Genomic DNA, 22072 nt, shown 5'->3' on the forward strand with positions numbered 1-22072 from the left:
TGATAATCATTACGAGTGGGGATATATGGGAGTTGTTTGGCAATCAGTCATACCGTTTGTGATGGGTGCAGGGAGGCAGCATGAAGCTACGTTACTTACTTTTGCTACTGGCGGTTTTGGCGTGTACTTCTATATTTATCGGTGTAGAAGATTTGTCGCCGCTGGATATTTTTCATTTAAATAAAGAACAGGCAGGTACATTGTTTGACAGCCGGCTGCCGCGTTTGGTGAGCATTATCATCGCCGGCATGAGCCTGAGCATCTGCGGATTAATCATGCAGCAGATCAGCCGGAATAAATTTGTATCGCCGACGACTGCGGGAACGATGGACTGGGCAAGGCTCGGAATTTTGATTTCATTAATGCTTTTTACGTCAGCGAGCCCGCTTGTGAAAATGTCTATCGCTTTTATTTTCGCGTTGGCGGGAAATTTCCTTTTCATGAAAATCCTCGAGAGAATCAAGTTCAATGATGCGATTTTTATTCCTCTCGTCGGTTTAATGCTTGGGAACATCGTCAGCTCAATCGCCACGTTTATCGCATATAAATACGACCTGATCCAAAACCTGTCATCTTGGCTGCAGGGAGATTTCTCACTGGTCGTTAAAGGCAGGTATGAGCTTTTATATCTGAGTATCCCGCTGGTGATCATCGCTTATGTCTATGCGGATAAATTTACGGTGGCGGGAATGGGAGAGAGCTTTTCCGTCAATCTCGGCCTGAAATACAAACGCGTCGTCAATATCGGTCTGATTATCGTGTCGCTCATCGCTTCACTGGTGATCCTGACCGTCGGGATGCTGCCGTTTCTCGGTTTGATCATTCCCAATATGGTGTCGATTTACAAAGGGGACAACCTGAGGAGCAGCCTGCCTCACACAGCTCTCTTGGGCGCTGTTTTTGTGCTGTTTTGCGACATTTTGGGAAGGGTGATCATCTTCCCGTACGAAATTTCCATCGGCCTGATGGTCGGTGTTATCGGCAGCGGCATCTTCCTGTATATGCTGTTAAGGAGAAAAGCATATGAGTCATAATAAAAAAATTACGCTGCTGGCGGCGCTCGCCATGATATGTATCGGATTCTTTCTGTTCTACGGACTGGGCAATTGGGAATACTCCCTGCCGAGACGATGCTTCAAAGTGCTTGCCATGATGCTCACAGGGGGAGCGATCGCGTTTTCAACGGTCATCTTCCAGACGATTACAAATAACCGCATACTGACACCGGGCATTTTAGGCCTCGATTCCCTGTATATGCTCATTCAGACCGTCATCGTGTTCCTGTTCGGTTCAATGAATATCGTCATGATGAACAAAAATCTTAATTTCGTCATCTCCGTCGGGCTGATGGTGCTCTTGTCACTCGTTTTGTATCAGCTCATGTTTAAAGGCGAGGGGCGGAACGTGTTTTTCCTTCTGCTTGTCGGCGTCGTGTTCGGCACGCTGTTCAACAGTCTGTCATCCTTTATGCAGATGCTGATTGATCCGAATGAGTTCCAGGTTGTTCAGGACAAAATGTTTGCCAGCTTTAACAATATCAACACCGATCTTTTATGGTTTGCCGGTGCTGTCTTTCTTCTGACAGGCATTTATGTCTGGCGGTTCACGCGGTTTTTTGACGTGCTGTCGCTCGGCAGGGAGCACGCCGTCAACCTTGGGATTGATTACGATAAGCTTGTGAAACAGATGCTCATCGTCGTTGCCATTCTTGTGTCTGTCTCTACAGCTCTTGTCGGGCCGATTATGTTTTTAGGACTGCTTGTCGTCAATCTGGCGAGAGAGTTTTTAAAAACCTACAGGCACACGTATTTAATCGCGGGTTCCGTCCTGATCAGCATCGTCGCGCTCGTCGGGGGTCAGTTCGTCGTGGAGAAAGTGTTCACGTTTTCCACGACGCTGAGCGTCATCATTAATTTTGCCGGCGGGATTTATTTTATCTATCTGCTGTTAAAGGAGAATAAATCATGGTAGAGGTCAAAAATGTAAGCAAACAATACGGAGGGAAAACCGTCCTTGAGAAAACGTCTCTATCCATTCAAAAGGGCAGGCTCACCTCGTTTATCGGTCCGAACGGCGCGGGAAAAAGCACGCTGCTGTCTATCATGAGCCGGCTGATTAAGACGGATTCCGGAGAAATCACGGTCGACGGGCAAGAGATCGGGGCCTGTAAAAGCAACGATCTGGCGAAAAAAATCAGCATCCTGAAGCAGACGAACCAAATCAATATCAGACTGACGATTAAAGACCTGGTCAGCTTCGGCAGATTTCCGTATTCCCAGGGGAAACTGACGGATGAAGATTGGGTGCATATCAACCAGGCCCTCAGTTATATGAAGCTGGATGACTTAAAGGATAAATACCTCGATCAGCTCAGCGGAGGCCAGTGTCAGAGGGCGTTTATCGCGATGATCATCGCTCAGGATACGGACTATATTTTTCTCGATGAGCCGCTGAACAATTTAGATATGAAGCATTCCGTTGAAATGATGAAGCTGTTGAAGCGGCTTGTGGAAGACTTCGGAAAAACGGTCGTCGTAGTGATTCACGATATCAACTTCGCATCCGTATATTCAGACCATATCGTCGCACTGAAAAACGGCCGGATCGTCAAAGAAGGGCCGGCGGAGGAGATCATTGAAACCTCCGTGCTTGAAGATATTTATGATATGACCATCCCGATTCAAGAGATTGACAGTCAGCGGATCGGTGTGTACTTTTCTTAAAAACCAGATGAGGTGAAAGTCATGAAAAAATTCGCATTGCTATTCATTGCGCTAGTTACGATTTTTGTTGTTTCTGCATGCGGAAACGGGGACAAAACATCAGGCAAATCAAAAGAAACAATCACAATCAAAGATGATCTGAACAAAGAAGGAGTCAAAGTGCCGAAGAATCCGAAAAAAGTCGTCGTATTCAACTTCGGAATGCTGGACACGATGGATGAACTCGGTTTACAGGATCACGTGGCGGGACTTCCGAAACAAAACCTTCCAAAATACTTATCTTCATATAATAGTGATAAATACGCCAATACCGGCGGTTTAAAAGAACCGGATTTTGAAAAAGTCGCGGATATTGATCCGGATTTAATCATTATCGCCCACAGACAATCTGATTCTTATAAAGAGTTCTCAAAAATCGCGCCGACGATTTATCTTGATGATGACTATACAAACTACGTTGACAGATTCAAGCAAAACACTGAAGTGATCGGCAAAATCTTTAACAAAGAAAATGAAGTGAAAGATAAGCTTGCGAAAATCGACAAATCCATTGCCGATCTGAAGAAAAAGACAAGCAGCACGGATAAAAACGGGTTAGTGGTGATGGCGAACGACGGCAAAATCAGCGCGTTCGGATCTAAATCAAGATACGGCTTCATTCATGATGTGTTCGGCGTCAAACCGGCTGACAAAAACATCGAAGCCTCACTGCACGGACAAAGCATTTCCTATGAATATATCGCCAAAACAAACCCTGATTACATGTTTGTCGTTGACCGCGGAACAGCGATCGGCACAAAATCTTCAACAAAACAAGTGGTTGAAAATGATTATGTAAAATCGGTGAAAGCCGTGAAAAACAACCATGTTGTCTACCTTGATTCAGCTACATGGTATTTATCAGGAGGCGGCCTGGAATCCATGGCGCAAATGGTGAAAGAAGTAAAAGACGGAATCGAGAAGTAAAAAAAGAACCCGGTCACATACGTGATCGGGATCTTTTTGGTTTACCGCGTAACGGCCTGCTGCTGCTCGGGCTGACGCGGTTTTTTCTTCAATGTAAAAGATAGGAGGAAGCCGGCCAGCGCGATGCAGGCGGCTACGACAAATGCCGCATTCATGCCGTGCAGGGCAGCGTTTGCCGGAGTTGACGCATTGGCGTGCGCGGCCTGGCTGCTCATCACGGAAACCAGCAGCGCCGTACCGATAGAACCGCCGACTTGGCGGACGGTATTGTTCATAGCTGTGCCGTGCGGAATTAAGTGGCGCGGCAGGGCATTGATTCCCGCTGTCGTCACCGGCATCATAATCATGGCTGTTCCCAAAAGCCGCGCGGTATAAACGACGACAATCCAAATGAGAGACGTCGAGTCCGTCAGATTCATAAACGGCAGGGACGTGAGCAGGATGATGAAGAATCCGGTCATCGCAAGGCCTTTTCCTCCGATTCTGTCAAACACCCGGCCGATAAACGGAGACATCATCCCCATCACAATCGCGCCCGGCAAAAGCATTAATCCGGTATCAAACGCGGATACGCCCCGGACCTTTTGCGTGTAAAGCGGGAGAATGGTTTCCGTTCCGATCAGCAGCCCGAAAACAAGCGTTCCGAGCAGGGTGGTCAGGCTGAAAATCCCGAAAGAAAACACACGGAATTCCAGCATCGGTTTTTTGAGCTTCATCTGTCTTGCGATAAAGAAAATCAGCGCGGCCGCTCCGACAAGCAGCGAAGTCAGCACTTCAGTACTGGTCCATCCTGAGGAACCGGCGCTTGAGAAGCCGTAAAGCAGCCCGCCGAATCCGAGGGTCGATAAGATCACGGATAAAATATCAATCTGTGTTTCTCGTAATGTCGTGACGTTTTTCATCAGAATAATCGCTAAAAGCAAATCGATGACTGCGATCGGGAAGATGATGTAAAACAAAGACCGCCAAGAGAATGCTTCAACCGCCCATCCGGAAAGCGTCGGGCCGATCGCCGGCGCGAACGAAATAACCAAGCCGACCATACCCATGGCGCGGCCGCGCTTTTCCATCGGGAAAATCGTGAGAAATACCGTCTGCATGAGTGGCAGCATAATTCCGGCGCCGGCCGCCTGAATAATCCGGGCCGTTAAGAGCACCGGAAAGTTCGGGGCGAATGCGCCGACAATGGTGCCCGCCGTGAAAATACTCATAGCGGAAATCAGGAGGGTGCGGCTCGTAAATTTCTCTATTAAAAATGCGGTAATCGGGATTAAAATCCCGTTCGTCAGCATAAACGATGTTGTCAGCCATTGCGCTTTGTTGGCGTCTATATTGAAGTCATTCATAATGTGCGGCAGCGCCGTGATAAGCAGTGTCTGGTTCAAAATGGCGACGAACGCTCCCGCCAAAAGAATCCCGACAATGACAGAGCGGTTGTATGGTGCAGTTTCAATACTCTTATTCAAGCTGATTCCTTCTTTCTTTATAGTTTGAGCAATGTTTTAACGGCTGCAAGCGGCTGGTGCAGCGGTCCGGCCTGCTCCAAATAACCGATGAGCGCTTTTATAAGAAAATCCCGCGGCTGTTTGTCCGCTGATTCTTTCTCCAGCATAACCGCCGCGGAAGCGAGTCCTGCGGCATCATATTTTTCCTCCGGAAGGGCTGAGACGGCTTCTTTCAGTTCCTTCAGGCTTTCAGCCAGCAATACGGTTTTGTCTTTCGGCTCAAATGAGGAAGCGGAGGCGGTATAAAGGTCAATCATCTCCTGAGGCAAAGCCGTTTCGGTTTTCCTGTTTTCGACGATGAGATTGAGATGGCGGATGATAAAGTCCGTGAGCGGCTCCAGAGCGAGCGGTTCTTTTTCCAGCTTAATCAGCGTGATGCATTCTCTCAGGAGCCCCTGCAGGACGATCACCAGCTCCCATACATAAGGAATAATGTCTTCGCCGTACGTCTGAATCAGTGAATCGCGATGCCAGCAGATAAAGGTGGAGCGGGCCCTGTGAATATGCCGTTTTACCCGCTCATTAATGGAAGAGGGGCTTCCGTACATCAGCATATTAAAAAACTGCTGGTTGCGCCTGAAGCCTTCAAGCTCAGCCATCAGTTTTTTGGCAAACCGTTCCTCAGGGGAGAGGCTTGTTTCTTCATTCAATAATGAAGCGGCCGCTACCATCTGTTTCTGGTTAAAATCGAGCAGCTCCAGGAGCAGGTCTTCCTTCGATTCAAACAGCTTATATAAAGATGCTTTGGAGACTTTGCACTCTTCTGCGATCGCCTGCATCGAGACCGACGAAAAGCTTTTCCCGGAAAAAAGCTTCCTTGCCGCCAGCAGAATATCCGTTTTCTTATCATTCATAAGCCCAGATTCCTTCTTTCGTCACAATAGAAAACCCATCGGTTCACAGAAAACCAATGAGTATATGATGAAAATATTAACAAAAATTTTTACATAGTGTCAACGCTTTTGTTTGAGAAATAGAAAAAACCTGCCGGAGTGTTCCGGCAGGCTGATACGTTTATTTATCCGTCTTAAATCCTTGTTTTTCAAGCATTTCACGAATGTGAGGATAATAAACCTGCTTATAGTAGGAAGTGATGCCTTGTGACCAGTTTCTTGTTTCCTGTCCGTCGGTGCGTTTTTTCATGTATTCGGACATCTGCTTGTCATAGGCCTCGATATGGGTTCTTAAATCTTCTTCTTGATACGTTTCATGATGCAGAACGGCTGCTTGCGGCAGACGCGGTTTTTTCGCGGAGCGGTCTGCCGGATGGCCGATGACGAGACCGGAAACCGGGAAAACGTATTTCGGAAGTTTCAGCAATTCAATGAGTTCGTCAGGCTTGCCGCGCACGGCGCCGATCGGCACAGTGCCGAGTCCCATTGATTCAGCCGCAGCCGTTGCCGTACCCAGCGCAATCCCGACATCTACGGCTCCGACTAGAACGGACTCTAAACCGTTCGTGATCTCAAGCGGTGTATCATTATATTCTTCAAGCGCAATTTTGGCGCGGTTAAAATCAGCGCAGAATAAAAGGAAAACAGGCGCTTGGTCAATCCACGGCTGGCCGCCGGCCAATTCGGATATTTTTTTCTTCCGCTCCTTATCTTTCACCGCAATAACGGTAAATTGCTGGCCGTTAATGGAAGTCGGCGCTGCCTGAGTTGCTTGGATGATAAGATCCAGCTGCTCATCCGATACGGGTTCATCTGTGTAGCTGCGGATGGAACGGTGGTCTGTTAATATTTGAAGGACTTCGTTCATGTCATTCATCCTTTCGTTACTCTGACAGTTCTGTGCGGACGACGTCAAGCGGTGCACTCAGCACTTCTTTTGCTTTTGCCACGAATCCTTGGAAATGGTCAGTTGCGTTGTGGAATTTCATCGCTTCTTCATCTTTCCATTGCTCAAGCATAACGAATGTATTTTCCTCACCGACTTTTTCGAAAAGGTCGTATTGCACATTTCCTTCTTCCGCGCGTGAATGCTGAACAAGTGATTGCGCTTCTCCTAAAAATTCCTCGCGTTTATCCGCTTTTACTTTCATGTAAGCCTGTAAGACGATCATTGTTATTCCTCCTGATTGGGTTTATTTGTTATAGTTCGAATATTATCGAACTAACTGTAACATGTTTCGCAGTGAATGGTAAAGGAAAAACCCTCACCGCCTAAATTGTCACCCGCCGCTTTTATGTGTTACATTTGACTCATGAACATTCCAAACCATCCTGAAACCGACCGCTTACAGCTGACAAAGGTTCTTCATGCTCTGAGTGATCCGCTCCGCTTAGAGCTGGTCAAACAATTGGCGGAAACAACAGAAAAAACGTGCGGTACCTGCGCTGATGTCCGGGTCGCTAAATCAACGCTGTCCCATCACTTCAAAGTGCTGCGGGAAGCGGGGATCGCCCAAGTGCGCATAGACGGGAAGCACCGTTATTATTCCCTGCGCAAAGATGATTTACAAGCGGCGTTTCCCGGCCTGCTGGAGGCGATTTTGCAGACAGAACCGGACCGCTGGTAAATAAGTCCCCGAATTCCGGGGGTTTTTTTATGCGCCGAAAACCGCCCGGTAAAGCCTGAGGACGCCTTCTTGAATATCGCTCTCCTTCAGGCGGGCGAACCCCAGAATGAGCTGCGGCTTATTTGAATCGCCTCCCGTTTTCAGACGGAACCGGCTCATCGCAAACAGATCGAGCTGTTCTGCATCCGCCCGTGCCAAAATCTCTTTTTCTGAACGGGTGCAGTCAAACTCAGTGACAAAATGAAGCCCCGCATTGGCGCCCTTTACACTGATTCTTTCTCCGAATGTTTCTTCCAAAGCCGAAATGAGGCGTTCCCGCATGTTCTTATAATGCTGCTTCATCTTTTTAATATGTTTCTGATATTCACCTGAGTCGATAAATTCTTTCAGCGCGAGCTGGGCAAGCGTGCTGCACGTATGCAGGTCATACGTTCTCTCTTTGAACGTCCGCAAAAGCCCGGGCGGCAGAACCATATAGCTGATGCGCAGACCTGGGAAAAGGGATTTTGAAAAGGTCCCCATGTAGATGACATTTTGAAACCGGTCAAGGCTTTGAAGCGCCGGTATCGTATCGGCGTCATATTTAAATTCACTGTCATAATCATCTTCAATGATGAAGCGGCCGTTCTGTTCGGCGGCCCAGTTTAAAAGCTGAATCCGCCGGGAAGCGGGCATGATCACGCCTGAGGGGAATTGATGGGAAGGCGTGGTGATCAATACACAGGGCCGGCGTTTTTCGATTTCGGCCATGGACATGCCTTTTTCATCAAGGCTGATCGTCGCAACCTTTTTCCCGAGGTTTTGCAGCAGCCGGTACATCCTCATATATCCCGGGTTCTCCATGGCGTACAGCGCGTCTTTTGGCAGCAGTTCCGTCAGCAGCTGCATCAGCATTTGCGTGCCCGCCCCGAGCACGATTTGTTCCGGGCGGCATGTAACGCCCCTTGTCAGGGAAATAAGCCGCGAAATGGTTTCACGGACTTCATATAAGCCTTGCGGATGGACGAGGTCTCCGAGTGTATGAAATGAACGGGCGGCTGCTTTATGCTCACAGCGGAACCAGCTTTTCAGGGGAAAATGCGCCGTATCCACGCTCATATGAGAAAACGAAATCCAGCCGCTCTTATCCGGCTCCCGCTCTTTTAAATCTTCAGGCAATGAGAGCGAAGGCGTTTCTTCATGATAAACCGTATCAATTTCCTCCACGAAAAAGCCTTTTCTTTCGACTGCATATAAATAACCTTCCGAAAGCAGCTGCTGATAAGCTGAATTCACTGAATTCACGCTGACCTTCAGCGTCTCGGCAAGCTCCCGTTTAGACGGCACCTTTGTATGAGGCATCAGGCTGCGTTTCAAAACGGCCGCTTTTATGTGCTGATAGATCTGCTGATAGATATAATCCGCCGTTTCCGAATGATCAATGGAAATCGTCAGCATCCAGACCCTGCTCCTTTCTGATACCATAGAAAAATTGATTTTGGTACTTTTCATCATACCAAAAAGAAGTCAGAATGATAAGAAAACAATGCAGGGGGATGGAATCTATGAGTCGAACAGCATCATCGGAAGTGACAACAGCCCAGTGGCAGCAAAAACGGGATCAATTCGTTTCCAAGGGGGTCGGCAACGGAAACCGCAGCATGGCGGTAAAAGGGGAAGGGGCGCTTTTGTACGATTTGGACGGCAGACGATTCATTGATTTTGCCGGAGCGATCGGAACGCTGAATGTCGGCCATTCCCATCCGAAAGTGGTGGAGGCCGTGAAGAAACAGGCGGAGGATCTGATTCACCCGGGATTTAACGTCATGATGTATCCGTCTTATATTGAGCTGGCCGAAAAACTTTGCGGCATTGCGCCGGGAGATCATGCGAAAAAAGCGATTTTTCTCAATTCGGGGGCGGAAGCGGTGGAAAACGCCGTGAAAATCGCCAGAAAATATACGAAGCGCCAGGCTGTCGTGTCATTTACAAGAGGGTTCCACGGCCGCACGAACATGACGATGAGCATGACGAGCAAGGTGAAGCCTTATAAATTCGGTTTCGGCCCGTTTGCCTCAGAGGTGTATCAGGCGCCGTTTCCTTACTATTATCAAAAGCCGGCCGGCATGAGCGACGAGCAGTATGACGACTTTATCATCAGCGCTTTTGAGGATTTCTTTATCGCCGCAGTTGCACCGGAAACCGTCGCCTGTGTCGTAATGGAGCCGGTTCAGGGAGAAGGCGGCTTCATTATTCCTTCAAAACGTTTCGTGCAGCACGTCGCCGCTTTTTGTAAAAAACACGGTATCGTTTTTGTAGCGGATGAGATTCAGACCGGTTTTGCCAGAACGGGAACGTATTTTGCGATTGAACATTTCGGAGCCGTCCCTGATTTGATCACCGTATCCAAATCACTTGCAGCCGGATTGCCGCTGAGCGGTGTCATCGGCCGGGCGGAAATGCTTGATGCCGCCGCGCCGGGGGAACTCGGTGGCACATATGCGGGAAGCCCGCTCGGCTGTGCGGCTGCGCTCGCGGTCTTGGATATTATTGAAGAAGAAGGGCTGAATCAGCGTTCCGAAGAGATCGGCCGGATCATCGAGCATCAAGCGCTCGAGTGGAAAAAAGAGCATGCCTGCATCGGAGAAGTGCGCAGACTCGGCGCGATGGCGGCCATCGAAATTGTCAAAGATCCGCACACGCGGGAACCGGATAAAGCAAAAGCCGCGGCGATCGCTAAAACGGCGAACGAGAATGGACTGCTGCTGCTGACGGCCGGCATTAACGGCAACATTATCAGATTCCTGACGCCGCTTGTCGTGACGGATGAGCAGCTCAAAGAAGGCCTTTCCATTATCGAAGCAGCTCTGTGAGTTCAATTATTGGAATGCCGCCGGATGTGTCTGCTATCATGAAAGTGTGAGATACATCAACAAGCATTCAATGGTTTTACTATAGGAAAGAAAGGAATGTTCAATATGCCAGAACAATTAACAGTGTACAACCCGGCAACGGGAGAGGCGATCGAAAGCATCCCCCAGCAGACGGCCGAAGATGTTGAAAAAGCGATTGAACGTTCACATCAAGCGTTTCAATCATGGTCCAAAACATCAGCGGGAGAACGTGCCTCACTTTTGAGAAAATGGTATGAGCTGATTGTTGAAAATAAAGAAGAACTTGCGGAATTAATTACGAAAGAAAACGGCAAACCGTACGAAGAAGCGATCGGAGAAGTTTTATACGGCGCCGGCTATATTGAATGGTTCGCCGAAGAAGCAAAACGGATTTACGGCAGAACCGTACCTGCGCCGACAACGGGCAAACGGATTGTCGTCACCCGTCAGGCGGTCGGCCCGGTAGCCGCGATCACGCCGTGGAATTTCCCGAATGCGATGATTACAAGAAAAGCCGCGCCCGCTTTGGCGGCAGGCTGTACGTTCATCATCAAACCGGCGGAGGATACGCCGCTTTCCGCTTACGCCCTTGCGCGTCTCGCATATGAAGCGGGAATTCCGAAGGACGTGCTGCAAGTGGTGATCGGTGACGGAGCCGAAATCGGAAACGTCTTCACCAGCAGCCCGAAAATCCGCAAAATTACCTTTACCGGCTCAACGCCTGTCGGCAAAATTCTGATGAAAAACAGCGCCGACACCGTAAAACATATGTCAATGGAGCTTGGCGGACATGCGCCGCTGATCGTGGATGAAGACGCTGATCTTGATCTGGCGGTAGCCCAAACAATGGCCTCTAAATTCAGAAATGCCGGCCAAACCTGCGTCTGTGCGAACCGTCTGATCGTACACGAATCCGTGAAAGACGAGTTTGCGAAAAAACTGAGTGAAGAAGCTGCGAAACTCAAAGTCGGAAACGGTCTTGAAAAAGGCGTAAATGTCGGCCCTGTCATCAACAAAAAAGGCTTCGATAAAATCGTCGGCCAAATTAATGACGCCGTGGAAAAAGGCGCAGAAGTGCTGACGGGCGGAACGTATGACCAAAACGATGAAAAAGGATGCTATTTCGTGACGCCGACCGTGCTTTCAAATGTAGACACATCCATGAACATCATGCATGAAGAAACTTTCGGCCCGGTTGCGCCGATCGTTACGTTCTCAGATATTGATGAAGCGATCAAGCTTGCGAACGATACGCCGTTCGGGCTTGCGGCTTATTTCTTCACAGAAAACTACCGCCGCGGCATCTATATTTCTGAACAGCTTGAATACGGCATCATCGGCTGGAATGACGGCGGTCCGTCCGCGGTTCAAGCGCCGTTCGGAGGAATGAAAGAAAGCGGCATCGGCCGTGAAGGCGGTACGGAAGGCATTGAACCGTACCTGGAAACCAAATACATGTCTATCGGACTTTAATGAGCCGAAAAGAAAGCCCCGCTTCTAAGCGGGGCTGTTTTTATTGAGCGGTCTGCCGGTGAATATCGCCGGCAGGCTTTTTTGATCTTGCGGGAATAATCGGTTCGATTCCAGACAAAATAACAGCAAATACGATTGAAAGAAGGTCGCCATCATGGATATATTACTGGCTCTTCTCCCGGCTTTATTTTGGGGGAGCATCGTGTTATTTAACGTCAAATTAGGCGGCGGGCCTTACAGCCAGACGCTGGGAACGACAATCGGGGCGCTCATCGTTTCGTTTGTGCTGTATCTGTTTGTCCACCCGGTCCTGTCCGGGCGCATTTTTATTGTCGGCATCATCTCGGGGCTGTTTTGGTCGCTCGGCCAAAGCAATCAGCTTAAAAGCATACAGCTGATGGGCGTTTCAAAAACGATGCCGATATCAACGGGAATGCAGCTCGTCTCGACTTCTTTGTTCGGTGTGATCGTATTCAAAGAATGGTCAACCCCGATCGCGATTACGCTGGGTATTCTCGCCCTTATTTTTATCATCATCGGGATTGTGCTCACATCTTTAGAAGATAAAAAGGGGCGGGCGGACGGAGAACCGGGAAACTTAAAAAAAGGCATTGTTATCCTGCTGATCTCCACGCTCGGCTATTTGGTCTATGTCGTCGTCGCCCGGCTGTTCGGTGTATCCGGATGGTCAGCGCTTCTGCCGCAGGCGATCGGGATGGTCATCGGCGGACTGCTCCTGACGTACAAGCATAAACCGTTTAATAAGTACGCCATCAAGAACATTCTGCCGGGAATCATCTGGGCGCTCGGGAACATGTTTCTGTTCATCTCACAGCCGCGCGTCGGAGTTGCGACAAGTTTTTCCCTCTCTCAAATGGGGATCGTCATCAGCACGCTCGGCGGAATCTTCATTCTTCGTGAGAGCAAAACGAAGCGTCAGCTGGTCGCCATTGCCATCGGGATTATCCTGATCATTGTAGCCGCGGTATTCTTAGGCGTTGCGAAATCAAATTCATAACATATGCAGGAGGTTTGAACATGTACACGGATTTAAAAGGAAAAGTCGTTGCCATTACGGGAGCTTCATCAGGATTAGGAAAAGCGATGGCGATCCGTTTCGGACAGGAGCAGGCGAAAGTCGTCATTAACTACTATAGTAATGAAAAAGACGCCCAAACCGTTAAAGAAGAGATTCAAAAAGCGGGAGGCGAAGCGGTCATCGTTCAAGGAGACGTCACAAAAGAAGAAGATGTCAAAAACATCGTGCAGACTGCGGTGAAGGAATTCGGCACATTGGATGTCATGATCAATAACGCCGGCATGGAAAATCCGGTTCAGTCGCATGAAATGCCGCTCAAAGACTGGAACAAAGTCATCAATACGAATCTGACCGGCGCTTTCTTAGGAAGCCGCGAAGCCATTAAATATTACGTAGAGAATGATATTCAAGGAAACGTCATTAACATGTCAAGCGTACATGAAATGATTCCGTGGCCGCTGTTTGTTCACTACGCGGCGAGTAAAGGCGGTATCAAATTGATGACGGAAACGCTGGCGCTTGAGTACGCGCCGAAGCGCATCCGTGTTAACAATATCGGACCGGGAGCCATCAATACGCCGATCAACGCGGAAAAATTTGCGGATCCCGTTCAGAGAAAAGATGTGGAAAGCATGATTCCGATGGGATATATCGGTGAGCCGGAAGAAATCGCGGCTGTCGCCGTCTGGCTTGCTTCAAAGGAATCAAGCTATGTGACCGGCATTACGCTGTTTGCTGACGGGGGAATGACCAAATATCCGTCTTTCCAGGCAGGCCGCGGATAAGCAAAAAGCGATCGCAGGCTCTTTAGAGCCGGATCGCTTTTTACTTACGCGCGTTTTTTCTTTACAAGCGCCGCGATGGAAAGGATAATTGCCGCAGCTGACAGAACGATGGCTGCAATATCAAGCGCTGATACGCCGGATTTGCTTTCTTCGTTTGACTGTTCAGCTCCGTGCGCATCCGTCACGCTGGCCGATTTCGTGATTTTCGTAATCGAGTGAGGCGTGTCGGCTTTCTCATCACCCGTCCATTCTACAATGCTGCCGTCTTTGTAATATTGGTAAGCGTCCCAAGCGGCATCTCCGCTCTTTTCAGGATTTTTCGCAACGAATGTGAACTGCTGGAATTGGCCGGGCTGAATGCCGCCGTCCTTTGCTTCCCAAGTGACGGAGACCGCTTTGTCATCATGTTTGGATACGGATGTTTTCCAGCCCGGAATCGGCTGATACTGCTGAAATTCAACGCCGGCGGGCATTTTCAGCACGACTTTCGTTGTCGGCTCATTCTTTTCCACAGGCACTTTCATCGTGTATGTTTCCCAAGAACCGGCCGCGGATTCCGCGGGTTTGACTGAGACGTGGGCGCTTGCTGCCGCCGTAAAACCGACGAGTGACAGGGTCACGGCGGATATGAATATTAAAGCCTTTTTTTTCAACATGAGATACACTCCTTAGTTTGTCGTTGAGAATATTTGGTTGATTTCATTAAAATCGTTTGTCAGCCCGTGGACTTTGATCTTCCAGTTTCCCTTTTCGGTGATGGACAGGTTGGCGGCTTCGAATGTGCCTTCCTTCGTTTTCTTCAAATCAAAGGTGCTTTCATGCTGTTTGCCGCTGAAGCCCGTCTGGTAAACAGTGACCGTAAATTGCTGAATGTCTTTTACTAAGCTGCCGTTATGATCGGTGACAATGACTTGAAATTCATTTTTACCCGGCTGGTTCGGCGTAATGTGCAAGGATAGGGTCTCCCCGTTTCCGATCGTTTCTGAGCCGTTAAAAGGCAATGGCGCAGGCGGCGGCGGGCTGGGCAGGCTTGTGAAGACGGCGGTTGTGAATAACACCGCAATACCAAGTGCCCATTCGGCCTTTATCGTTGCGCTGATGCTCCTTTTTCTGCTGAACTTCGTCATCCATACGTGAACGGCGCCGAGCGCAAGCATGATGACAAACAGTCCGATTTTCAAAAGGAGCGTCTTGCCGTAAGCGGTGTGAAAGAGTGAATCAAACGAGCGGATAATGAAAAATCCGTTCAGCACACCTGAAAATAACAGCACGCCCACAGAGGCGAATGCCCAAGGAGAAAACCGTCTGACCGTTTCCCAAGCGATGGTTTTATCGGTTTTTCTCCACTCTGATGAAAGAAGCAGCACAAGAGCGGCTATACCGCCCATCCATACAGACGCGGCCGATAAATGGAGAAAGTCCATCGCGATGCCGACCGCTTTTTCGTCGATAACGGCTGCATGCCCGGCGAATGCTTTTGCCAAAAGCGAAGCGAAGAAGAATAACAGCGGCGCCGTCCAGTACGCAAATGACCGGAATGCTTTCTTCTTCAGCATCGGGATCATGGACAGGGCGAGCAGGATAAATAAGCTGATCTGGATCATCCAGACGTACCCGCCTGCCGTTTTCAGAAGCGTTTCTTTTACATAGTCCGGCTGAAACGCGGCGCTCCAAGCGCCGCCCGCGTTTTCTTTCGTTTGGATCGGGAGCTGGCACACGAGCGCGAGCCCCGTTAAACATAAAGAAATCACGAGCAGCTTTACAGTTCGTTTTGCTTTTGATGAATCTTCATTATTTCTGTACCAAAACAGATGGAAAAAAGCCGTGCCGATAAACAGGGAGAGAGCGGTGTACAAAATACCGCGGTCGATGGCCGCTTCGGGATGAAGCGCCGCTTGCGATGATGTCTGCTCCTGAAGTTCACCGCCGGCTTTTCCGATACTGAAAGGGATGACGCCGGATACCGGATGTCCGTCGGCCGATACCGCGTTCCATTCCGCTCTGTAAATATCATGCGGCAGATTTTTTTTCAATGCCGCGGTCATGATGCGGGCATCATTTTTTTGAATCACCGTTTTGCCCGCGTCAACCCGTTCGCCGGATGAATTATAGACCTTAATGGAGTGGAAGCCTTCTTCAATCTGTTCATTAAACTCAATTTCAATCTGCTTCGGCGCTTGTTTTAATTCGCTGTTCTCACCCGGATTTGAGTTTGTGATGTAGGCGTGGGCGAAGCTTGTTTTCGGAATCAAAACAAGGAACAGCAAAAAGATGAGCCAGCGTTTGTTCTGTCTCATGGATGATGACACCGCCTTCCGGTTGGTTGTTGTTATGTCTTGCTGCAGGTGCATCCCTTCTGCCTGTCGTGTAAGATGATGTCCGCCGCCTCGTCAAAGGTGCAAATGACCCCGCCGAATCCTTTTTGAAACCGTTCTGCGTAATCAAGCGTTGAGAAGGGAATCGCCTGAGGCCGGCAGCAGTGAAGGTCAATATCGGCATGGACTAAAAAGTATGCGGAAGCGGCCGTCAGTGTCGTCTGGAGAAGAAAATCCTTACAAATGACGTGGGACACTTCTTCCTTTTTATCCTCATACCGCAAAATCGCGCAATGAATGCAGCACATCTGCTCAACGGCTTGTGAAACGGTAATAAGCTGAACAGAATACGAATGCTGAATCGGCCGCAGGCAATAGCCGCATTGATTGGCGCTTTGTTCTGAAGCGGGAGGGAGCGTAATGCCGCCGGGTGTCCGGATAATCCGGTTTGCATCCGCCAGCTGATTGACGTCTCTGTACACGGTCATCTCGGAGACGCCGAATCTCTCGCTTATGTCAGAGATTTTCAGCGCGCCCTCTTCTTTCAGCCATTCAAGCAAGGTTTGCTGTCTGTGAATCGGAAGCAATTCTGCATCCTCCTTTTTATGCGAATGAGTGATGAACCTCCCTCTAAGAGTAGATGTTTTCACAAATGCACACAAGAGCCTGATGATAAAATATGTGAAAAAATGTTGAACAATCACAAATGTAAAACACGCAGTCAGACTCTGTTATAATAGAAGAGTTGAATGGAGGAATAAACATGAAAGAAACGACCTGCCCGAACTGCGGCAAGCCGATTACAGGCGACATGGTCAGATCATCCATGATCCCGTGCCAGTTTCAGTGCGGGCATTGCCATGTGAAATTGCGTGAATATAAAGTATCAGCTCCGATTATGGCTGCGGCCATTGCGATCACGGTGCTTTTGATTTATCTTGTGCAGATGGCCAGAACCGCCGTCATGCCGATGTTTCCGGCAGCGCGGTATGTGCCGGCCGCCATTTTCGCGCTCGTATGTGCGTATCCGGTGTTTATTGTCAGTGAGCGGCTCATTGCCAAGCTCGTCGTCACAAAAGGACACATTATATACAGAAAGCGGTAAGACACCTTTGATGAGGTGTCTTTTTTTTGTTAAGGATTTGTCACAGTCTCTGTGCCAAACTCCTCTTTACTTTTCATTGAATGGGGATTGTAAGCGTTTTATGATGAAGACACAGGGGAGAGAGAAACCCCGTGTCTTATTTATTTTCATCTGAAGGCAGGCAAACAGGGAGGGAATGAACATGCAGCAAGAACAGCAAGCTGGCATGAAAGTGAAGATACAGCGGTTCGGCAGTTATTTAAGCGGTATGATCATGCCGAATATCGGCGCATTTATCGCATGGGGAATTATCACCGCGCTGTTTATTCCGGCGGGATGGTTTCCCAATCCGCAGCTGAATACATTGGTAAGCCCGATGATTACGTATCTTCTGCCGCTTTTAATCGCATATACGGGCGGAAAAATGATCTATGATCACCGCGGGGGAGTCGTCGGAGCGACGGCCGCCATTGGAGTCATTGTCGGAGCGGACATTCCGATGTTCTTAGGGGCAATGATTATGGGGCCTTTGGGCGGTTATCTCATTAAACAATTAGATCGTGTGTTTAAAGATAAAGTCAGACAGGGTTTTGAAATGCTGATCAACAACTTCACGGCGGGAATTATCGGCGCAGTGCTGACGATTATCGCGTTTTATGCGATCGGCCCGGTCGTCCTGTCTCTTAACAAATTGCTGGCGGCGGGTGTGGAAGTCATTGTCCACGCGAATTTGCTGCCGATTGCAAGCGTTTTCGTAGAACCGGCGAAAGTCCTGTTCCTGAATAACGCGATCAACCACGGCATTTTAAGTCCGATCGGAATCGAGCAGGCCGCCAAAGCGGGTAAATCCATTCTGTTCTTAGTGGAAGCGAACCCCGGACCGGGACTCGGTATTTTACTGGCCTATATGTTCTTTGGGAAAGGCTCTTCAAGATCAACAGCTCCCGGAGCGGCGATCATTCATTTCTTCGGGGGGATTCATGAAATCTATTTCCCTTACATTTTAATGAAACCGATGCTGATCCTCGCGGCGATCGCCGGGGGAGCGAGCGGACTGCTTACATTCTCGATCTTTAACGCGGGTCTTGTCGCCGCATCATCTCCGGGAAGCATCATCGCCATTTTGGCGCTGACGCCGAAAGGAAGCTATCTCGGCGTGCTGGCGGGCGTCATCGTTGCCGCGGCCGTATCGTTTATCGTCTCGGCGCTTATTCTGAAATCGTCTAAAGCGGGCGAAGAAGATTTGACAGCCGCGGCGGAAAAAATGCAGGAAATGAAAGGCAGGAAAAGTGAAGCGGCGGCCGCATTGGCAGACAAAGAGGAAGAGCCGGAAAACAGCGCCGCTGATATTTCCGCTGACCAAGTCAGCCGCATTATCTTCGCATGTGACGCGGGTATGGGATCGAGCGCAATGGGCGCCTCCATTTTAAGAAACAAAGTGAAAAAAGCAGACCTGGATATTGATGTGACAAATACGTCGATCAATAATCTTCCGAATGACGCGGATATCGTCATTACGCATAAGGACCTGACTGACCGCGCGAAAGCGAAGCTGCCGCAGGCGGTGCACATTTCGGTTGATAATTTCTTAAACAGCCCGAAATACGATGAACTGATTGAAAAGCTTAAAAACTAATCAAACAGAAAGAGGGATCTTCATCATGGAAGTATTGGCTAAAGCGAACATCAAACTGAACCAGACAGTGAACTCAAAAGAGGATGCCATCCGCCTGGCGGGACAGACGTTGATTGATAACGGTTACGTGAAGAACGGCTATGTGGAAAAAATGTTCGAACGTGAAGAAACATCATCCACGTTTATGGGGAATTTCATTGCGATCCCGCACGGAACGGAAGATGCGAAGGATGAGGTGCTTCATTCAGGCATTTCCGTCATCCAGATTCCGGACGGTGTGGAATACGGTGAAGGCAATACGGCAAAGGTCGTTTTCGGTATCGCCGGAAAAAACAATGAACACTTAGACATCCTGTCAAACATCGCCATCATCTGCTCAGAGGAAGAAAACATTGAACGGCTGATCAGTGCAAAGACGGAAGAAGAACTGGCCGCTATTTTCAGCGAGGTGAACTGACATGATTGCCCTTCATTTCGGAGCGGGAAACATCGGGCGGGGCTTTATCGGCGCCCTGCTCCATCATTCCGGCTATGACGTAGTTTTCGCTGATGTGAATGAAACGATGGTCAGCCTTCTCAATGAAAAGAAGGAATATACCGTGGAGCTTGCCGACGGCGGCAGGCAGACAGAAATCATCGGCCCCGTTTCAGCCATCAACAGCGCGGTGCAAGAACAAGAGCTGTACGGGCTGATCAATGAAGCGGCGATCATTACGACGGCGGTGGGCCCGAACGTTCTCAGACTCATTGCTCCGTCCATCGCGGAAGGTCTGAAGCGCAGAACGTCCTCTGAGCCTCTCAATATCATTGCCTGTGAAAATATGATCGGCGGCAGCAGTTTTCTGAAAAAAGAAGTTTTCGGACATTTGACGGAAGCGGAGCGGGAACTCGTGAACCGGACAGTCGGCTTCCCGGATTCTGCGGTAGATCGGATCGTGCCGATTCAGCACCATGAAGATCCGCTGAAAGTATCCGTAGAACCGTTTTTTGAATGGGTCATAGACAGAACCGGCTTTGCCGGCGATCAGCCGGTACTTAAAGGCGCGTTGTTTACGGATAATCTTACACCTTTCATTGAGAGAAAGCTGTTTACCGTCAATACCGGGCATGCCGTCACGGCGTATGTCGGCTATCAGCGCGGATTAAAAACCGTCAAAGAGGCCATCGGCCATCCGGAAATCCGGCGTGTCGTGTACGATGCACTTTCAGAAACGGGCGAGTACTTGGTGAAAGCGTACGGCTTTAAGCAAGCCGAACACGAGCAGTACATGAAAAAAATCATCAGCCGCTTTGATAATGAATACATCACGGATGATGTGACAAGAGTCGCCAGATCACCGCTCAGAAAACTCGGAGCGAATGACAGATTAGTAGGGCCGGCCAAAAAAATAAAAGAACCGAATGCGCTGGCGGAAGGTATCGCCGCCGCCCTGCGCTTTGACTATCAGGATGATCCGGAAGCGGTTGAGCTGCAAAAGCTTATCACGGAAAAAGGCACGAGCGGCGTTCTTCAAGACATTTGCGGTATTCAGCCGCATGAACCGCTGCACGGCATCGTGCTCAAAAAGCTCAATCAATAAAAATGAACCCGCGTCGGGGGGACGCGGGTTTTTTCTTGCGTTATAATGAGAGGGAAGGGAGGCTGCGTGATGAATCAGACGCTATTGCCCCATCGTTTTCCGTTTCTTTTGATTGACGGCACGACGAACAGTGAAGCCGGAAAATGGGCGGCTGCTTACAAAAACATCAGTGAAAATGACTGGTTTATAACTGAATCCCAAAGAGAGATGCCATTTTCGCTCGTCGTTGAAGCAATGGCCCAAACGGCGGCTTGCGCGGGAATTACCGGCGGTGACGGCCTCGGTCTCTTATCCGCGGTGAAGAAAGCGGAAAGGTTAGGTGCCGCTTTGCCGGGAGACCGTCTGGATCTTTTTTTTGAGGTCACACGAATCAGACGCGGTTTTGTGTTCGGCCGGGCGAAAGCGTCCGTTGCGGGAAAGCCTGTGGCGGATGCCGAGCTCAGCATATTTATCCAGCCATCGTAAAAAAAGCCGCCTCCACCGGCGGCTTTCGGACAAGCGTGTTATTTTGTATCATAATCTCTTTCACTTTGTGAATTGTCCCTTTGGTCATGTTTGTGTTTTTCGTCATTGGCGTTTTCCTTCAGCTCTTCCAGCGGAATCGGATCGGTTAAATCATGATGTTCAGGATTTTCATTCGGTTTATTCTTTTGTTTTCTTTCTTTCATCCTCCATCACCTCAATATTTATTTTCCTCAACGCTCGCCCTGCCAAACGCAGGAAGCGGTTTTTTGTTCCTGTGGGTCATATGTATTAAAATAGAGACGACTACAATATAAAAAGTGAGGTACATATATGCCGATACAAAGAGAAGACGCAGATATTAAACTGATCGCGATTGATATGGACGGAACCCTGCTCAATGACGAGCAGCTCATCCCGGAGGAAAACCGGCGGGCGATCAAGGAAGCGGAGGCGAAAGGAATTCACGTCGTCATCAGCACAGGACGCACGCTGATGACCTGCCGCGAACTGGCTGAGTCTCTCGAGCTGTCATCCTTTTTAATCACGGCAAACGGCAGCGAAATCTGGGATTCCAACTTTGAGCTGGTTGAGCGCAAGCTTCTTCATACCGATCATATTCAAAAATTATGGGATCTGAGGAATAAGCACAACACGAATTTCTGGGCTTCCACCGTCGATAGAGTGTGGAGAGGGGAATTCCCGGAAACGATTACGGATCATCAGTGGCTCAAGTTCGGGTTCGAAATCGAGGATGACGAAGTGCGGAATGAGGTGCTGAAAGAGCTCAAAGAATACAAGGAGCTCGAAATCACAAACTCAAGTCCGATCAACATCGAAGTCAATGCCCTCGGTATCAACAAAGCGGCTGCGCTGGCGAAGGTATCGGAAAAACTCGGCTTCACGATGGAAAATGTGATGGCCATGGGTGACAGTCTGAATGACATTGCCATGATTGAAAAAGCGGGTGTCGGCGTCGCCATGGGGAACGCGCAGGACATCGTGAAAGAAACAGCTGACTGGGTGACTGATGTCAACACGGAAAACGGGGTCGCCAAAGCGATCCGCCACTGGGTGTTATAATAGAAAAAAGAGAGAGTCTCAGCATGA

General features: G+C 49.1%; 24 protein-coding genes. 15 read left to right on the plus strand and 9 right to left on the minus strand.

Annotation, left to right across the window (positions count from 1 at the left end; all coding sequences use genetic code 11):
* Window positions 1-80 precede the first annotated feature (80 nt).
* Genes ACWJJS_RS16310 through ACWJJS_RS16325 form a run of 4 tightly spaced genes read left to right on the plus strand, consistent with a single transcriptional unit; the run spans window position 81 to window position 3689 of the window.
* Window positions 81-1034: an ABC transporter permease gene (locus ACWJJS_RS16310; protein WP_003156332.1), complete on the plus strand. Its 954-nt coding sequence runs from the start codon at window positions 81-83 to the stop codon at window positions 1032-1034.
* A complete protein-coding gene (locus tag ACWJJS_RS16315; protein WP_014416905.1) occupies window positions 1024-1971 on the plus strand; it encodes an iron chelate uptake ABC transporter family permease subunit in 948 nt (315 codons plus the stop codon). Before ACWJJS_RS16310 ends, ACWJJS_RS16315 begins: the two co-directional genes overlap by 11 nt.
* A complete protein-coding gene (locus ACWJJS_RS16320; RefSeq protein WP_003156330.1) occupies window positions 1965-2723 on the plus strand; it encodes an iron ABC transporter ATP-binding protein in 759 nt (252 codons plus the stop codon). The genes ACWJJS_RS16315 and ACWJJS_RS16320 overlap by 7 nt, the downstream gene beginning before the upstream one ends.
* 21 nt (window positions 2724-2744) lie before the next feature.
* Window positions 2745-3689: a siderophore ABC transporter substrate-binding protein gene (locus ACWJJS_RS16325; RefSeq protein WP_003156329.1), complete on the plus strand. Its 945-nt coding sequence runs from the start codon at window positions 2745-2747 to the stop codon at window positions 3687-3689.
* Between the two features lie 41 nt (window positions 3690-3730).
* Here ACWJJS_RS16325 and ACWJJS_RS16330 read toward each other — a convergent pair whose 3' ends face one another.
* The 4 genes from ACWJJS_RS16330 to ACWJJS_RS16345 all read right to left on the minus strand — a co-directional run bounded on the left by ACWJJS_RS16330 (window position 3731) and on the right by ACWJJS_RS16345 (window position 7259).
* A complete protein-coding gene (locus ACWJJS_RS16330) occupies window positions 3731-5155 on the minus strand; it encodes an MDR family MFS transporter (protein ID WP_454023711.1) in 1425 nt (474 codons plus the stop codon).
* A 17-nt stretch (window positions 5156-5172) separates the two neighbouring features.
* Window positions 5173-6048 (minus strand): TetR/AcrR family transcriptional regulator, encoded by an 876-nt coding sequence (locus ACWJJS_RS16335; protein WP_003156326.1) that lies wholly within the window; start codon window positions 6046-6048, stop codon window positions 5173-5175.
* 160 nt (window positions 6049-6208) lie between these two features.
* Window positions 6209-6955, minus strand: coding sequence for an oxygen-insensitive NADPH nitroreductase (nfsA, locus tag ACWJJS_RS16340; RefSeq protein WP_016937252.1), 747 nt, complete (start codon window positions 6953-6955; stop codon window positions 6209-6211).
* A gap of 16 nt (window positions 6956-6971) precedes the next feature.
* Complete coding sequence (locus ACWJJS_RS16345; RefSeq protein ID WP_003156323.1) at window positions 6972-7259, minus strand: putative quinol monooxygenase; 288 nt, start codon at window positions 7257-7259, stop codon at window positions 6972-6974.
* A 141-nt stretch (window positions 7260-7400) separates the two neighbouring features.
* On the opposite strand from ACWJJS_RS16345, the gene ACWJJS_RS16350 reads away from it, so the two are divergent.
* Window positions 7401-7715 carry an ArsR/SmtB family transcription factor gene (locus ACWJJS_RS16350; protein WP_003156322.1) on the plus strand — a complete coding sequence of 105 codons (315 nt, stop codon included), beginning with the start codon at window positions 7401-7403 and terminating at the stop codon, window positions 7713-7715.
* 27 nt (window positions 7716-7742) lie between these two features.
* On the opposite strand, the gene gabR is transcribed toward ACWJJS_RS16350, so the two are convergent.
* On the minus strand, window positions 7743-9152 hold the full coding sequence (gene gabR, locus ACWJJS_RS16355) for a MocR-like transcriptional regulator GabR (protein WP_416406061.1): 1410 nt from the start codon (window positions 9150-9152) through the stop codon (window positions 7743-7745).
* A 107-nt stretch (window positions 9153-9259) separates the two neighbouring features.
* Between gabR and gabT the strand changes: the two genes are divergently transcribed.
* The 4 genes from gabT (at window position 9260) to gdh (ending at window position 13885) form a co-directional block, all read left to right on the plus strand.
* Window positions 9260-10567, plus strand: a complete 1308-nt coding sequence (gene gabT / locus ACWJJS_RS16360) for a 4-aminobutyrate--2-oxoglutarate transaminase (protein ID WP_102422336.1) — start codon at window positions 9260-9262, stop codon at window positions 10565-10567.
* 105 nt (window positions 10568-10672) lie between these two features.
* Window positions 10673-12061 carry a succinate-semialdehyde dehydrogenase gene (gene gabD / locus ACWJJS_RS16365; RefSeq protein WP_454023712.1) on the plus strand — a complete coding sequence of 463 codons (1389 nt, stop codon included), beginning with the start codon at window positions 10673-10675 and terminating at the stop codon, window positions 12059-12061.
* Window positions 12062-12215: 154 nt separating this feature from the next.
* Window positions 12216-13079 (plus strand): RhaT/GlcU family sugar-proton symporter, encoded by an 864-nt coding sequence (locus tag ACWJJS_RS16370; RefSeq protein WP_063174364.1) that lies wholly within the window; start codon window positions 12216-12218, stop codon window positions 13077-13079.
* 20 nt (window positions 13080-13099) lie between these two features.
* Window positions 13100-13885 (plus strand): glucose 1-dehydrogenase, encoded by a 786-nt coding sequence (gene gdh, locus ACWJJS_RS16375; protein ID WP_070081367.1) that lies wholly within the window; start codon window positions 13100-13102, stop codon window positions 13883-13885.
* A gap of 44 nt (window positions 13886-13929) precedes the next feature.
* Here gdh and ACWJJS_RS16380 read toward each other — a convergent pair whose 3' ends face one another.
* Genes ACWJJS_RS16380 through ACWJJS_RS16390 form a run of 3 tightly spaced genes read right to left on the minus strand, consistent with a single transcriptional unit; the run spans window position 13930 to window position 16787 of the window.
* Window positions 13930-14541 carry a YcnI family copper-binding membrane protein gene (locus ACWJJS_RS16380; protein ID WP_043866834.1) on the minus strand — a complete coding sequence of 204 codons (612 nt, stop codon included), beginning with the start codon at window positions 14539-14541 and terminating at the stop codon, window positions 13930-13932.
* 12 nt (window positions 14542-14553) lie between these two features.
* Entirely contained in the window at window positions 14554-16182 is a 1629-nt protein-coding gene (locus tag ACWJJS_RS16385; RefSeq protein WP_167859886.1) for a copper resistance CopC/CopD family protein, read from the minus strand.
* Window positions 16183-16214: 32 nt separating this feature from the next.
* On the minus strand, window positions 16215-16787 hold the full coding sequence (locus ACWJJS_RS16390; protein WP_070081369.1) for a DeoR family transcriptional regulator: 573 nt from the start codon (window positions 16785-16787) through the stop codon (window positions 16215-16217).
* A gap of 176 nt (window positions 16788-16963) precedes the next feature.
* On the opposite strand from ACWJJS_RS16390, the gene ACWJJS_RS16395 reads away from it, so the two are divergent.
* The 5 genes from ACWJJS_RS16395 to ACWJJS_RS16415 all read left to right on the plus strand — a co-directional run bounded on the left by ACWJJS_RS16395 (window position 16964) and on the right by ACWJJS_RS16415 (window position 20965).
* A complete protein-coding gene (locus ACWJJS_RS16395) occupies window positions 16964-17305 on the plus strand; it encodes a hypothetical protein (RefSeq protein ID WP_003156306.1) in 342 nt (113 codons plus the stop codon).
* 175 nt (window positions 17306-17480) lie between these two features.
* The gene (locus ACWJJS_RS16400; RefSeq protein ID WP_014720723.1) at window positions 17481-18920 is read left to right on the plus strand and encodes a PTS mannitol transporter subunit IICB; all 1440 of its coding nucleotides are present in this window, start codon (window positions 17481-17483) and stop codon (window positions 18918-18920) included.
* A gap of 25 nt (window positions 18921-18945) precedes the next feature.
* Window positions 18946-19377, plus strand: coding sequence for a PTS sugar transporter subunit IIA (locus ACWJJS_RS16405; RefSeq protein WP_012116817.1), 432 nt, complete (start codon window positions 18946-18948; stop codon window positions 19375-19377).
* Between the two features lies 1 nt (window position 19378).
* Window positions 19379-20500 carry a mannitol-1-phosphate 5-dehydrogenase gene (locus ACWJJS_RS16410; protein WP_176283119.1) on the plus strand — a complete coding sequence of 374 codons (1122 nt, stop codon included), beginning with the start codon at window positions 19379-19381 and terminating at the stop codon, window positions 20498-20500.
* Window positions 20501-20569: 69 nt separating this feature from the next.
* Window positions 20570-20965, plus strand: a complete 396-nt coding sequence (locus tag ACWJJS_RS16415; protein ID WP_176283120.1) for a 3-hydroxyacyl-ACP dehydratase FabZ family protein — start codon at window positions 20570-20572, stop codon at window positions 20963-20965.
* Window positions 20966-21003: 38 nt separating this feature from the next.
* On the opposite strand, the gene ACWJJS_RS16420 is transcribed toward ACWJJS_RS16415, so the two are convergent.
* The gene (locus ACWJJS_RS16420; RefSeq protein WP_003156294.1) at window positions 21004-21168 is read right to left on the minus strand and encodes a hypothetical protein; all 165 of its coding nucleotides are present in this window, start codon (window positions 21166-21168) and stop codon (window positions 21004-21006) included.
* A 127-nt stretch (window positions 21169-21295) separates the two neighbouring features.
* Between ACWJJS_RS16420 and ACWJJS_RS16425 the strand changes: the two genes are divergently transcribed.
* Window positions 21296-22045 (plus strand): Cof-type HAD-IIB family hydrolase, encoded by a 750-nt coding sequence (locus ACWJJS_RS16425; RefSeq protein WP_003156292.1) that lies wholly within the window; start codon window positions 21296-21298, stop codon window positions 22043-22045.
* Window positions 22046-22072 lie beyond the last annotated feature (27 nt).

This window comes from Bacillus sp. JK106 (genome assembly GCF_053663355.1).

Excerpts from the sequence above, each read along its gene's own strand:
- nfsA (WP_016937252.1), bottom strand. The coding sequence starts at position 6,955 with ATGAACGAAGTCCTTCAAATATTAACAGACCACCGTTCCATCCGCAGC.
- ACWJJS_RS16335 (WP_003156326.1), bottom strand. The coding sequence starts at position 6,048 with ATGAATGATAAGAAAACGGATATTCTGCTGGCGGCAAGGAAGCTTTTT.
- ACWJJS_RS16410 (WP_176283119.1), top strand. The coding sequence starts at position 19,379 with ATGATTGCCCTTCATTTCGGAGCGGGAAACATCGGGCGGGGCTTTATC.
- gabR (WP_416406061.1), bottom strand. The coding sequence starts at position 9,152 with ATGCTGACGATTTCCATTGATCATTCGGAAACGGCGGATTATATCTAT.
- gdh (WP_070081367.1), top strand. The coding sequence starts at position 13,100 with ATGTACACGGATTTAAAAGGAAAAGTCGTTGCCATTACGGGAGCTTCA.
- ACWJJS_RS16405 (WP_012116817.1), top strand. The coding sequence starts at position 18,946 with ATGGAAGTATTGGCTAAAGCGAACATCAAACTGAACCAGACAGTGAAC.
- ACWJJS_RS16315 (WP_014416905.1), top strand. The coding sequence starts at position 1,024 with ATGAGTCATAATAAAAAAATTACGCTGCTGGCGGCGCTCGCCATGATA.
- ACWJJS_RS16370 (WP_063174364.1), top strand. The coding sequence starts at position 12,216 with ATGGATATATTACTGGCTCTTCTCCCGGCTTTATTTTGGGGGAGCATC.
- ACWJJS_RS16345 (WP_003156323.1), bottom strand. The coding sequence starts at position 7,259 with ATGATCGTCTTACAGGCTTACATGAAAGTAAAAGCGGATAAACGCGAG.
- ACWJJS_RS16425 (WP_003156292.1), top strand. The coding sequence starts at position 21,296 with ATGCCGATACAAAGAGAAGACGCAGATATTAAACTGATCGCGATTGAT.
- ACWJJS_RS16320 (WP_003156330.1), top strand. The coding sequence starts at position 1,965 with ATGGTAGAGGTCAAAAATGTAAGCAAACAATACGGAGGGAAAACCGTC.
- ACWJJS_RS16385 (WP_167859886.1), bottom strand. The coding sequence starts at position 16,182 with ATGAGACAGAACAAACGCTGGCTCATCTTTTTGCTGTTCCTTGTTTTG.
- ACWJJS_RS16380 (WP_043866834.1), bottom strand. The coding sequence starts at position 14,541 with ATGTTGAAAAAAAAGGCTTTAATATTCATATCCGCCGTGACCCTGTCA.
- ACWJJS_RS16420 (WP_003156294.1), bottom strand. The coding sequence starts at position 21,168 with ATGAAAGAAAGAAAACAAAAGAATAAACCGAATGAAAATCCTGAACAT.
- ACWJJS_RS16415 (WP_176283120.1), top strand. The coding sequence starts at position 20,570 with ATGAATCAGACGCTATTGCCCCATCGTTTTCCGTTTCTTTTGATTGAC.
- ACWJJS_RS16310 (WP_003156332.1), top strand. The coding sequence starts at position 81 with ATGAAGCTACGTTACTTACTTTTGCTACTGGCGGTTTTGGCGTGTACT.
- ACWJJS_RS16400 (WP_014720723.1), top strand. The coding sequence starts at position 17,481 with ATGAACATGCAGCAAGAACAGCAAGCTGGCATGAAAGTGAAGATACAG.
- gabD (WP_454023712.1), top strand. The coding sequence starts at position 10,673 with ATGCCAGAACAATTAACAGTGTACAACCCGGCAACGGGAGAGGCGATC.
- ACWJJS_RS16325 (WP_003156329.1), top strand. The coding sequence starts at position 2,745 with ATGAAAAAATTCGCATTGCTATTCATTGCGCTAGTTACGATTTTTGTT.
- gabT (WP_102422336.1), top strand. The coding sequence starts at position 9,260 with ATGAGTCGAACAGCATCATCGGAAGTGACAACAGCCCAGTGGCAGCAA.
- ACWJJS_RS16395 (WP_003156306.1), top strand. The coding sequence starts at position 16,964 with ATGAAAGAAACGACCTGCCCGAACTGCGGCAAGCCGATTACAGGCGAC.
- ACWJJS_RS16350 (WP_003156322.1), top strand. The coding sequence starts at position 7,401 with ATGAACATTCCAAACCATCCTGAAACCGACCGCTTACAGCTGACAAAG.